General features: G+C 55.5%; 9 protein-coding genes. 8 read left to right on the top strand and 1 reads right to left on the bottom strand.

Annotation, left to right across the window (positions count from 1 at the left end):
• Positions 1–51 precede the first annotated feature (51 nt).
• The 7 genes from CFA77_RS10910 to CFA77_RS10880 all read left to right on the top strand — a co-directional run bounded on the left by CFA77_RS10910 (position 52) and on the right by CFA77_RS10880 (position 10,106).
• Positions 52–993, top strand: a complete 942-nt coding sequence (locus tag CFA77_RS10910; RefSeq protein ID WP_242517322.1) for a nicotinate-nucleotide--dimethylbenzimidazole phosphoribosyltransferase — start codon at positions 52–54, stop codon at positions 991–993.
• Positions 994–1,102: 109 nt separating this feature from the next.
• The gene (locus tag CFA77_RS10905) at positions 1,103–2,299 is read left to right on the top strand and encodes an acyl-CoA dehydrogenase family protein (RefSeq protein WP_206990712.1); all 1,197 of its coding nucleotides are present in this window, start codon (positions 1,103–1,105) and stop codon (positions 2,297–2,299) included.
• 26 nt (positions 2,300–2,325) lie between these two features.
• The gene (locus CFA77_RS10900) at positions 2,326–3,480 is read left to right on the top strand and encodes an acyl-CoA dehydrogenase family protein (protein WP_206990711.1); all 1,155 of its coding nucleotides are present in this window, start codon (positions 2,326–2,328) and stop codon (positions 3,478–3,480) included.
• Between the two features lie 361 nt (positions 3,481–3,841).
• Positions 3,842–5,134, top strand: coding sequence for an outer membrane beta-barrel protein (locus tag CFA77_RS10895; RefSeq protein ID WP_206990710.1), 1,293 nt, complete (start codon positions 3,842–3,844; stop codon positions 5,132–5,134).
• 72 nt (positions 5,135–5,206) lie between these two features.
• On the top strand, positions 5,207–7,603 hold the full coding sequence (locus tag CFA77_RS10890; protein WP_206990709.1) for a Wzz/FepE/Etk N-terminal domain-containing protein: 2,397 nt from the start codon (positions 5,207–5,209) through the stop codon (positions 7,601–7,603).
• Between the two features lie 59 nt (positions 7,604–7,662).
• Positions 7,663–8,808: a hypothetical protein gene (locus CFA77_RS10885; RefSeq protein ID WP_206990708.1), complete on the top strand. Its 1,146-nt coding sequence runs from the start codon at positions 7,663–7,665 to the stop codon at positions 8,806–8,808.
• Positions 8,809–8,852: 44 nt separating this feature from the next.
• Positions 8,853–10,106 carry an O-antigen ligase gene (locus CFA77_RS10880; protein WP_206990707.1) on the top strand — a complete coding sequence of 418 codons (1,254 nt, stop codon included), beginning with the start codon at positions 8,853–8,855 and terminating at the stop codon, positions 10,104–10,106.
• A 30-nt stretch (positions 10,107–10,136) separates the two neighbouring features.
• Here CFA77_RS10880 and CFA77_RS10875 read toward each other — a convergent pair whose 3' ends face one another.
• Complete coding sequence (locus CFA77_RS10875) at positions 10,137–10,307, bottom strand: hypothetical protein (protein WP_156947807.1); 171 nt, start codon at positions 10,305–10,307, stop codon at positions 10,137–10,139.
• A gap of 399 nt (positions 10,308–10,706) precedes the next feature.
• On the opposite strand from CFA77_RS10875, the gene CFA77_RS10870 reads away from it, so the two are divergent.
• Positions 10,707–12,239, top strand: a complete 1,533-nt coding sequence (locus CFA77_RS10870; RefSeq protein ID WP_206990706.1) for an oligosaccharide flippase family protein — start codon at positions 10,707–10,709, stop codon at positions 12,237–12,239.
• Positions 12,240–12,279: the final 40 nt, after the last annotated feature.

Here is a 12,279-nt window from a genome sequence, read left to right as displayed (position 1 = left end):
CAAACTTCACCATTGGCGGATGCCAGGTCACTAATTAAGGCGTCGGTGGATGTGGATCCGGCCCCTGGCCAGAAAGTGCGTGCGGCATTGCTCGAAATGGGCCGTGAGGGAGATTTCGGTCGTCTCGGCAAGGCCGCAGAATGGCTTGCTAATTGGCAGCATCGCTTTCCTCCACGTATCGAAAACCCGGTGTTGGCAGTGTTCGCCAGTTCACACGGCCTTCAGTCAGAGGGTGTCTCGCTCTCAAGTCAGACGGATACGCGCGCACATGTTGATGCACTGCGGGAAGGCAAGGCGCCGCTGTCGGCAATAGCAACACAGGCCGGAGCCGCCATACGCGTGTTCGATCTTGCCATCGACAAGCCAACTCCAAGTATTGCGGAGGAGCCGGCCATGACCGAGCGGGAATGTGCCGCGACCATCGCATACGGGTTTGAGGCCACCGAGGAAAAGCCGGATCTGCTCGCGCTTGCCGTCTCCGGAGCAGGGGTCGGCACCGCCGCCGCGGCTGTCGCGTGCGCATTGTATGGCGGAGCGCCGGATTACTGGGTCAGGCCGGACAATCAATCCACGGCCAATCTGGTAGAGCGGCGAGTGGACGTCGTATCGCGCGCGCTGGCTTTGCATCGGGGGCATCTGGCTGATCCGTTACAAGCTCTCAGATATCTTGGCGGTCGGGAATTGGCGGCCTGTGTCGGCGCAATCATTGCGGCGCGGCATCAGGGAATCCCGGTGGTTCTGGATGGATTTGCAACCACTATCGCCGCCGCGGTTGTGCATTCAATCGAACCAAAGGCCATCAGTCACTGCATAGCATCGCACGTGACACGGCGACCAGCTCATGAGGCGGCAGTCGAGCGGTTGGGCCTGCAACCCCTCCTTCAACTCGAGTTTCAAACCGGGGGCGGACTGGGTTCCGCTACGGCAATTGGGTTGCTCAAGACAGCGTGTGCCCCTTTCATTGCTGAGCCTTCAGCGGCAAATGCGACCTGACGCGACGAGAACCTGACGTTTACGCTCACGTCACCTTGCCTTTAGCCGAAAATGGCTGAATTAGAGGGGATAAGTACGATGCGCATCAAGCGCACAGTGAGGAGCCGTCATGAATCTCGATTTTTCGCCGGAAGAGATTGCCTTCCGCAATGAGGTCCGCGAATTCATTCGCGAAAACTATCCGAAAGAACTTGAGGGTATCGGGTCGCGTGAGGATCTTACGCGCGAAGAATTCCTCGCCTGGCACAAAGTGCTCGGTAAAAAGGGGTGGTCAACACCTGCATGGCCTGAAAAATACGGCGGCACCGGCTGGACCTCTACCCAGCGCTATATCTGGTCGGAAGAGAATGCTCGCGTTGATGCGTTGATGCCTCTGCCATTCGGTGTGTCGATGGTTGCGCCAGTTATCTACACATTCGGCAATGAAGAGCAGAAGGCTCGTCACCTGCCAGGCATTCGGTCCGGCGAAGTGTGGTGGTGCCAAGGCTATTCCGAGCCAGGCGCAGGTTCTGACCTTGCAAGCCTCAAGACGACAGCGGTTCGCGACGGCGACCATTATGTTCTGAATGGCCAGAAGACCTGGACCACGCTGGCGCAGCACGCGGATTGGGGATTCTTCCTCTGCCGTACGGACCCGACGGCGAAGAAACCTCAAGAAGGCATCAGCTTCATCCTTGTCGACATGAACACGCCGGGCATCGAAGTGAAGCCGATCAAGTTGATCGATGGTACGCACGAAGTGAACGAGACGTGGCTGACGGATGTCCGCGTTCCGGTTGAAAACCTCGTCGGCACGGAAAATGAAGGCTGGACCTACGCGAAATTCCTGCTTGCTCATGAGCGCTCCGGTATCGCTGGCGTTGCGCGCTCCAAGCGGGGCGTTGAACGCTTGCGCAGTATCGCGTCAGAAGAACTGGTTGATGGTCAGCCATTGCTTCAATCGCAAGATTTTGCGCGCAAGATCAGCCAACTCGAAATCGACCTGACCGCTTTGGAATTCACTGAACTTCGCACGCTGGCTTCCGAGGCAGCAGGCAAAGGCCCCGGGCCCGAAAGTTCGATCCTGAAAGTGAAGGGAACCGAGATCCAGCAGCGCTTGACCGAGCTTACGCTCGAGGCCGTTGGAAACTATGGTGCTCCGTATGGCTATGGCATGGAAAATACGGGGAATGACGGATTTGGCGTCGGTCCCGACCATGCGAACTTTGCGGCTGAAACGTATTTCAATATGCGCAAGACATCGATCTACGGTGGATCCAACGAGATCCAGCGCAACATTATTTCAAAGATGATCCTCGGCCTTTAGGGCGCACGAGGCAGGGAGGATAGAAGATGGACTTCAATTTCACCGAAGAGCAGAACATGATCCGCGACAGCCTCTCGAGGCTGATCCGCGAGCAGTATGATTTCGACACGCGCCGCAAGGTGGTCGAGTCCGAAGCGGGCTGGCGTCCTGAAATGTGGGCACAGTTTGCTGAGCTTGGTCTCTTGATGGCACCGTTCAGCGAAGAAGATGGCGGCCTTGGTGGCGGCCCGATTGATGCGATGGTCGTCATGGAAGAGTTCGGCAAGGGCCTCGTGGTCGAGCCTTACGTGCCGAGCGTTGTTTGCGGTGGTGGTTTCCTCAAGCGCGGCACGGATGCGCAAAAGGAAGAATACCTTAGCGGCATCATGTCGGGCGAGAACATCTTTGCATTCGCTTACGCAGAACCGCGCGGTCGCTATAATCTGGCCGATCTTGAGACGACCGCCAAGAAAGACGGCGCCGGCTTTGTCCTGAATGGGCACAAGGCCGTGGTCATTGGTGCGCCTTGGGCAACCCACTTCGTTGTGACAGCGCGCACGTCAGGTGATCGCCGTGACAGCAATGGCGTTTCAGTCTTCGTCGTTGCCAAGGATGCGCAGGGCGTAAGCACCCGCGATTATCCGACGGTCGATGGTCGCCGCGCGTCGGAAGTCTACTTCGAGAACGTCGCGGTTGGCGCAGAAGCGGTGATTGGCGAAGTCGACAATGGTCTGCCGTTGATCGAGACCGTTACCGACGAGGCCATCGCCGCGATCTGTGCCGAAGCCTGCGGCGCCATGAAGGTGGCGCACGCCATGACGGTCGAATATTCACGCCAGCGTAAGCAGTTTGGCGTTCCGATTGGCAAGTTCCAGGTGCTGCAGCACCGCATGGTCGATATGTTCATGGAGCATGAGCAGTCGATTTCCATGACCTACATGGCCACGCTCAAGCTTGATGAAGACGAAGTCACGCGCAAGAAGGCGGCATCCGCTGCCAAGGTGCGCATCGGTCAAGCCGGTCGCTTCATTGGTCAGGAAGCCGTGCAGATCCATGGCGGCATGGGCATGACAGACGAACTGGCTGTCGGACACTATTTCAAACGCCTGACGATGATCGATTCCGAGTTCGGCAATATCGATCACCATCTGAAGCGGTACACCGGACTGACAGAGATGGAACTTCCGGCAGCGGCGGAATAGACATCAGAGTCCAGTAACTGTGCAGGCTGAATATTGGACCTACGGGCTTTTTAATAATTAATATTCTGCCGAATTAGTCTGACGAGACGGCCCGGGACGCGAAGACAGCGTCCCGGGCCTCTTCTTATGTCTTGATTAATTGAGAAATTATTGCCGACAATCCGCCTCTCGGTCTTACGGGCCGTTGAAACCTTCCAATAATTCGCTCGAATTTGCCTAACTTTGATTACTTGACTGACACCGTATTCCCCTATGAAGCCCTCACTCTTTGTAAGAAAAGTGGTATGGGTCTTGCTTTGGGACCTTTGGTAAACATGGCGGTTCGAGCAACCGGAATACATAATCCAGGGAAGAGGTGGAAATGTTGTATACTAAGCGGGTTAGCCTTGCAGGAGTCGCGACAGGCGCTCTGATTGCGGCGATGTCTGGGACGGCGTATGCGCAGTCGAGCGACTATTACAGTCGGGACAAGTATGAGGCGGTTACAGACCGCCGTCAGCCCGAATATGATCCGGAGCCCATCCGGCTCGGAGCATTTACGGTAAATTCCAGTCTGTTCGCTGGCCTTGGTTATACCGACAATGCGTTGGGAACGAGCGACAACGAAGAATCTGATGTCATCGCCCGCATCGGTGTTGATATTGCGGCTCGTACAAACTGGAGCGTGCACGAAGTGGCCGCTTCCGTGTCTGTCAGCCGTGACGAGTACCAGGATTTCAGTGACCAGTCAGCCAATGACGTCAATACGCGGCTGCGGGGCCGTCTGGACGTCACGCGCGACGTCGCACTTGGCGGCGCGGTCTTCTACCAGCAATCTACGGATCAGCGGTCCGACCCATCGAACACATCCGGACTGGGCGAGCCGATCGAGTATACCCGCGCAGGCGTCGAGCTGAGTGCCAATTATACAAATGACCGTATTCGCTGGACGAACTCTGTGACATTTGCGGAAGTCGACTATGACGACACGGTCTCCCTTGACGGCACGCCGATCGATCAGGACTTCCGTGACCGGTCTGACACGCTCTTCAATTCGCGCCTCAGCTATGCGATTTCGCCGAACGTGGCTGTTTTTGGCCAAGGCATGATCCAACAGCGTGAGTACGATAATCTGATCGTCGTCGATGGTGCGGAACGGTCCAGGGATTCAGATTCCTACACTGTTTACGGTGGTGTGGACTTCGAACTGAACACGTTGATCCGCGGTGACGTGGCCATTGGCTACCTGAGCGAAGAAAAGGATGACACTTTCTACGAAGACACTGACGGTCTGGCCGTCGATGCGAATGTAGAATGGTTCCCGACCCGTCTCACCACTGTGAGCTTCAATGGTGCACGCCGAACAGTCGATAGCGGCATTCGGACCAGCGCGAGCTCCATTCAAACGACGCTAGGCGCCCGTGTTGATCACGAACTGTACCGCAATATCATCCTGTCAGGATATGGCGAGTTCACCAGCTATGAATACGATGAGACCGACAGGGATGACGACATCACCGAATTCGGTGTGATCGGTACGTACAAAATGAACAAGCGGGTGCACCTGAACGCCTTCGCACGTCGCGTTGATCGTGACCGGAGTGGTACGGCGTTTGCGGCCGATGAGAGCTTCTCTGCGAACCTTCTCGGTATTTCGGTTCGTATCCACCCTTAATTTCCATACCAGGCGACCGACCATCCGGCCGGTCGCCTGAAAGCTTCCAACCCCAACGCGCGGTATATTATCTTGACCAAGACATTCAGTTTTGAACTTCCGTCCCAGGTTCCCGCAGAAGCGGAAACCGAAGGCAACAACATGCCGACAGATCTGAAGTCGCTGTTGGGGGCTGTGTACCGGCGCTTCTGGCTGATTGCGCTGAGCTTCCTCTCGGTCTTCACGCTGGTCGCGTACATGACGTTCAACCAGACGCCGCTCTACCAATCGAGTTCTGTGGTCCAGCTGGATACTGAGCAGCAAAACGTGATCGACCTGGGCAGTGTTCTCAGTGGTTTGGCGGTCAGCACGGCGGTGATCGACACCGAAGTCATGATCATGAAGTCAAAGTCACTTCTGACGAAGGTTGCCGTCAAACAGAAGCTCATCGAGGATCCTGAGTTCAACTGGACACTGCGCGAGCGAAAGACCAGCGCACTGGGCAAGCTGAAGAACCAGGTCAAATCACTGGTCGGCATGGATACGCGCGTGGTCGACCCGTTTGAAGGCATGAGTGTCGATGAGCGCGAGAGCGCCATTCTGGATAGCGTCGTCGGCACGTTGATGGGGCGTGTTGGTGTTTCGCGTATCGGCACCACCTATCTTATCAACGTTGAGGTCACGAGCACCTCGCCAGAAACATCTGCCCGTCTCGCCAATGCCATCGCAGATCAGTATCGGGTTCAACAGCTTGAAACGAAGCTGGACGCCACACGGCGCGCTACCGAATGGTTGTCTGATCGTGTGTTTGCCCTTCGTGAGGAAGTTGAGGAAAAGGAAAACCGCGTTGCCAAATTCATTGCCGACAACGACATGGAAACGGCGATGGGTAACACGCTCACCGAGCAGAACATTGCCTATCTGACCACGCAGAAAACACAGGCTGAAGTCGAGCTGAACCGTGTCCGGTCACGCTTTGACAGTATGCGCCGGCAGATCAATAGCGGCGCTGGCGTGGATGGGATTTCCGAAGTTCTGGAATCTCCTCTTATCACGAGCTTGAAACAACAGCTCTCTGCTGTCCGCGGCCGGGTGGGTGACCTCGAAACCCGTCTCGGGCCGCAGCACCCTGAACTGATTGGTGCGCGCGCTGAACAGGCGGATATCGAGCGTCAGATCCAGAACGAAATGACCCGGATCGCCACTAATCTCGAAAACGAAGTTCGTGTTCGTCAGGACCAGGTTAGCCGGCTCCAGTCACAAATCAGCAACTCGAACTCCAAGCTCCGCGGCAACAGCCTCGCAATGGTACGCCTGCGCGAGCTTGAGCGCGATGCTGAAACCAGCCGCGTATTGTATGAAGAGTTCATTGCGCGATCCAAGGAGACCCGGGAGCAGGATGGTCTTGTCCAGCCGGATGCCGTGATCCTGTCCAATGCATCGGTGCCAAAGTTTCCAAGTTCACCTCGTACCACACTGAACCTCTTGATTGGTGCGATACTTGGCTGTTTGCTCGGTGGCGCTCTCGCCATCATGGCCGAAATGTTCGATATGAAGATTTCGTCTTCGGAAGACATTGAAAAGAAGCTTGCTCAGAATGCCCTCGGCACGGTGCCACTGATCCGCACCGGCAATGCTCTTGGCTTCGCTCAAACCAATCCTGCCGATTATCTCATAGAAAACCCGTTATCAGCGTTTGCCGAAAGTATTCGCTATCTGCGAGCAGCAATCGCTTTCTCGGACTTGGACAGCGAAACGAAGACCGTAGCGATCACTTCGTCCCTGCCGGATGAAGGCAAGACAAGCCTGACGCTCGCGCTCGGTCGTATGTCGGCCATGTCGGGTGCGCGGACACTGGTCATTGATGGCGATTTCCGCCGCCGCCAGTTGACTGACGCAGCTGGCTTGAAGCCTGAGATCGGTTTCATTGAGTATCTCTTCGGCGCAGGACAGCTTTCTGATGCGATCTCCAAGGACCCCAAGAGCATGCTGGATATTCTGCCGCTGTCTCTGACGGGCCATACGCCACATGACGTGTTCGGGACGCGCGCCTTTGACGATCTTCTGGTTCGCTTGCGCTCCATGTACGATCTCATCCTGATCGATACGGGGCCACTGCTGCTGATGGCTGAGGCGCGGGTTGTTGCAGGCAAGACGGACAAGGCCATTCTGGTTGTGCGCTGGCGTCACACGAACCGCTCAGCAGCGCGTCAGTCGTTGGCACTCTTGCGATCCTTCAAGGCCGACCTGCTGGGTGTTACGCTAAACATGGTGAACCTCAACCGCCGCCGCCACTACAGCGACCCGGGTGCAGGATATGATGCCTATCGTAAGTACTATCAAATGGAGACGAAGCCTTCTCTGTTCAGCTTCATGCGCCGGGATCCGAACAAGCCCAAGAAGGGCGAAATTCGCCCTACAGCGATCCAGACCCCGCCGAGCCTCGCGGAGCACAGCACAGAGTCTCCTGAAAAAGTTGACGCAAACTAAGGTGTGAGACGGAGCGATCATGCGATGATCGCTTCGCTTACCCTGAATTGGATCGAGCGATGACGACAATTGCATTCTTCGGACATGATGCGGCAGATGCCGCTGTGCGCCGACGTGTGAAGTCGTTCGTCGGCGACGGAATGGATGTTGTTGGCTTCATGATGCGCCGCCGTGATGTCTCTCCGGAATGGAAAAATGTCGATCTTGGCAAGACGCGTGATGGCGCCTTCCTCCAGCGGATCAAGCAGGTGTTTGCTGGCGCGCGGAAGGCGGCTGAGCAACGTGAGTTATTAGCTGCAGCTGACGTCATATATGCGCGAAATCTCGACATGCTGGCGTGTGCGTTCCTGGCAAAGCGCCATACAGGACTGAAGACGCCCGTCATCTACGAGAGCCTCGATGTGCATCGCTTGCTGACGCGCTCCGATTTTGTGGGTCGGATATTTCGTGGCCTCGAACGCGCTCTGCTGAAGCGGACACGGGCGCTTGTTGTGAGTTCTCCCGGCTTCTTGCGGAACCATTTCGAACTTCACTACGGGGGCGACTTCACGGCCTATGTCGTAGAGAACCGTTTGAGTGCTGACAGTAACTTTGGCCCACGGCCGGATACTGCGCTCCCGGTGGAGATTCTGGAAGACCGAAAACTTGTACTCGGCTGGGTCGGCATGTTGCGGTGCCAGCGTTCGCTGGACCTGCTATGCGCTCTGGCTGACGCGTTTCCCGATACATTGGAAATTCGGCTACATGGAATCCCGGCACGCACCGAAATTCCTGTGTTCGAACCCGAGATTGAGCGTCGACCAAACATGACCTTCTTTGGAAAGTTCCGGTCACCAGAGGATCTATCCAGCATTTATGCGTCGCTGGATGTGGTCTGGGCAGGGGACTTCATGGAGGCTGGGTACAATTCGGTCTGGCTGTTGCCGAACCGGATCTATGAGGGAGGCTATTACGCGACGCCCTCGATCGCGCCGGCCGGTACAGAGACAGCAGCCTGGATCGCACGGAATGACTGCGGGTTCGTGATTGAGGAGCCCCTTGAGCGCTCGCTGTCGAAACTGGTGGGACATTTGTTGACAGATCGCCGGGAGATTGCCGCTTACGCCAAGCGTCTTGCAAGCTTGCCAGAAGACCTGTTCGTGCAGCCGGCTGGATTCATGCGCGACATGATCTCGACCAGTCTTGGCCAGGAGGCTGTCGCATGAACATTGTAAGTCGTATTCCGACTGACCGCGATTCATCTCTTGTCATGGCCAAAGTCTATGAGGAGCCGCGGAAAATCCCATACTGGGAGCAAGCGCTTATCTCGGTTTGGTTCCTGAATTCATTCGTGCCACTGCCGCTTGAAACTCCACTACGCTATCTGATGGTTTTGTGGTTTCTGTGGCTTCTCGCCTTGCATAAGGAGCAGGTCATTCCGATCGTGCTCAAGGCGTGGCCTCTTTTCCTCCTGCCGATATTCGGTTTCATTTCGATTCTGTGGTCACCCTATATGGGGGCAGCCATCCGGAGCGGCGCACTTTACCTTCTAACCCCTCTGGTCGCTGTCATTATCATTACGCGATTTGATATCACCACTATCCTGCGATGCATGTTCTTCGCAGGTGTGATGGCGATCATTGTGTGTATTCCATTCTATGATTCAATGCCCTCCGGCGGGCCGTATCCGCAAAAGAACTATTTCGCCCAGCAAATGTTGTTCGTGGCATTGCTCAGCTTCATGACATTGTTGAATGAAAAGTCATGGCCTTGGACACGGCTATTGGCCGCGCTCATTTTCCCAGTTGCTTTGATCTTTATGCTACGGGCGCCGTCGGCGACGGCACTCGTGTTTGCCGGTGTCGGGATCATCGGCCTGTTTCTAGTCAAGTTCGCGTGGCAATCCATTAGCAAGGTGCGCCACTTGCGATCCATCATATTCATTGCTGGCGTCAGCGTTGTTTTGATAGGCGCCATGATTGTGCTGAACCAGACTCACCAGGACTATGTGGCGGACTTCCTGGGCGCGCTAGGTAAGGATACGACTTTCACTGGGCGAACTCATATCTGGTCTGCTGGGCGCTTGGCAGCGGAAGAGCAGCCAATTATCGGTTTGGGGCTTGAGGGATTTTGGAACCCGTCAAATGGCGCGGCACAATCGATCAATGAAATGGATTTCAAGCCATACGGGACAAAGCTGACCTTCCACAATGCGTATCTCGAAGTGCGTGTGCATCTCGGATACATCGGTCTCGGACTTTACCTGTTGATGTGGGCGTGGTGCGGTTATCGTCTGCTAATGCAGTTCTTCCGGGATTCGTCTTTGGAGATGTCTGCGCTGCTCGTCTTCGGCGCGATCGTATTCATTTCGACATTTACGGAGTCTTTGGCGTGGGCGAGTTTCAACACCCCCCTTAACTTGCTGTATCTTGGCGCCTTGGCGACACTATCGCCGGTGCGTCGCACATACGTAGGGAAGGCGCCCGTTTACCTGAGTTCCAGTCCGGGCTACGCCAAGGCGTAGCGACCAGGTAACCACTTTTTGGGGGCTGCATTACAACAGGGCGCCGATGGCGAAAATGATGCCTGCCCACAGCGAAGCGCTAAGACCAACGATCAACGTGATGCGCAGCCAGACGGGCCATTTGCCGAAATTCTCGATATCGGTCTGGACGTCACTCTGATAGTGGCGAATTGTGGTGGGCTCTGCAGCCAGATGCATCATGGATGTATTCCTTGCCAGAGACGAATTCGCATTGCGCATACTTCTTTTTTGGCGACCAACTATTAAAGGTGACTTAAACCGACACGTGATTTCACCCATAATCATTGACTCAGTCTCGACGTCGAATCCGGCATCAATGTGGTTGGTTTGGGACGGTATCCCGCCGTTACTGGGGATTTGAGCAGGCTGACGAAACACCAACAGGCTGCAATGGGCGACCGGTATATTAACCATCTGCGCAGATAGCTGAATTCTCTAGGAATTTTCTCTCGTTTGTTGAGCATTGCAGGACAGTAATCTTACCGCTCGCCGGTACTGCAATTGGCAAAATCTGCCCTTTCAGGCACCATCCTTGCAAGGTTAAAAGCCGAATCCAGCTTTTGAGTGCGTTCAGCTTCCATGGGAACAGCAGCCATTTCTTCCGACGAAATTCCCTCGAGCCCATCGCAAGGCCTGATGAGGTCTGCTGGCAAAGCCGCCATCTGGGTAGCTTTCAGTAAGTGGTTGGGCTTGCTGAGCGGTCTGGTGTCGCTTGTTGTGGTCGCTCGGTTGCTCACGCCAGAGGATTTTGGCGTCTACGGGTTTCTTTTGATTGTACTTGTCATCCCGGAAGTCTTTTCGAGCGACAGTCTCAACGAGGTTCTCATTCAGAGGACCGATTTGAAAACAGAACATTCCAACTCAGTCTTTCTGTCCTCGCTGTGCTTCGCAGCCCTGTTTTTTGGACTGATCCAACTCAGTGCTCCCTACATTGCGGTGCTCTTTGATGTGCCGCCCTTGGTCGACTACCTGCGGGTCATGTCGTTGGTTCTGTTCATGGGCGCGCTGAGTGCGGTTCCAGCTGCCTTGCTACAGCGACATATGCAGTTTCGCGAAATTACCATTGTGGATGTCGTGGGTTACATCGTTGGCGCAATTGTCGGCGTAAGTTGCGCGATCCTGTTTCAGAATGCCTGGGCGCTGGTCGCGATGGAAATGTCCCGTCGTTTCGCGAGGATGCTGGCTTTCCTGTATTTTGCCAAATGGTGGCCGTCTTTTCGGACAAATCTGATTGAGTTCAAGTCCTTGCTCCGATTCAAGATGGCATCAATCGGATTGAGGCTGGTAGCAGCAGGGGATTTGGGTCTGCCGCGATTGTTTGTAGGTTTGTTTCTCGGGCCGGCGGCGCTCGGTATGTTCAATCTTGCCATGCGGATACAGAATCAGGCGATGCAGGCGCTCGTGTCGCCGTTTGGTGCAATTGCATTCCCGGTAGCGTCGAAAACTCAGAACGATCTTCCGACGCTCTACAAGACGATGTCTACCGCGATCTGGCTCGCCGGATTTATTGCGTATCCGGCATTCATCGGTGCTGCCGCTGCCGCTCCGGTCATTGTGCCGGTCGTGTTTGGTGACCAGTGGAATGATGCGATCATCGCGATTCAGATTTCCATGTTGATGGGTATTCGCCTTCCGTCTTCCGCGTTCAATGGCGGGGTGCTTCGCGGTGTCGGACGACCGGGCCTTTTGCTGAAGGTCAGTGTTTTCGCGCTGCTGGTTCTTCTGGTGATGCTGCCTTTCGCATCGCGGGTGAGTTTGGAGGCCGTAATGATCGCCTTGGCTTTCCAGAAATTCCTCGGTTGGTTCCTCAGCAGTTGGGCCGTTTACCGTGCTGTGAAATTCCCTATCACCCGTCAAATTCTTGCGGGGTCGTCGGTTTTAATTGCCGCACTCGTAATGGGCGGCGGGATATGGTGGGCCGCTGGCCACCTTCCTGATGACTGGTCCAACCTCACCAGGGTTGCGGCGATCATCGGGCTCGGAATAGCGCTCTACGTCGCAGGCCTTTTGATTGCGGCCCCCGCAATGGCGAAGCGCGGCATGTCGTCTATGGTAATGCTGCTGAAGGGGGACCGGAAGATGGCGATCGCGAATCTCCGGAAAGTGTCATGAAAATCTATTCGGACACTGAAGATTTTCAAGGGTTTAGATA

The organism is Hyphomonas sp. KY3 (assembly GCF_017309975.1).
GTDB lineage: Bacteria > Pseudomonadota > Alphaproteobacteria > Caulobacterales > Hyphomonadaceae > Hyphomonas.
The sequence above is the reverse complement of the archived record's forward strand: the minus strand, read 5'-3'. Positions and strand labels throughout refer to the sequence as shown.

Coding starts and splice junctions, on each gene's coding strand:
- CFA77_RS10875 (WP_156947807.1), bottom strand. CDS start 10,307: ATGATGCATCTGGCTGCAGAGCCCACCACAATTCGCCACTATCAGAGT.
- CFA77_RS10885 (WP_206990708.1), top strand. CDS start 7,663: ATGACGACAATTGCATTCTTCGGACATGATGCGGCAGATGCCGCTGTG.
- CFA77_RS10895 (WP_206990710.1), top strand. CDS start 3,842: ATGTTGTATACTAAGCGGGTTAGCCTTGCAGGAGTCGCGACAGGCGCT.
- CFA77_RS10905 (WP_206990712.1), top strand. CDS start 1,103: ATGAATCTCGATTTTTCGCCGGAAGAGATTGCCTTCCGCAATGAGGTC.
- CFA77_RS10900 (WP_206990711.1), top strand. CDS start 2,326: ATGGACTTCAATTTCACCGAAGAGCAGAACATGATCCGCGACAGCCTC.
- CFA77_RS10870 (WP_206990706.1), top strand. CDS start 10,707: ATGGGAACAGCAGCCATTTCTTCCGACGAAATTCCCTCGAGCCCATCG.
- CFA77_RS10880 (WP_206990707.1), top strand. CDS start 8,853: ATGGCCAAAGTCTATGAGGAGCCGCGGAAAATCCCATACTGGGAGCAA.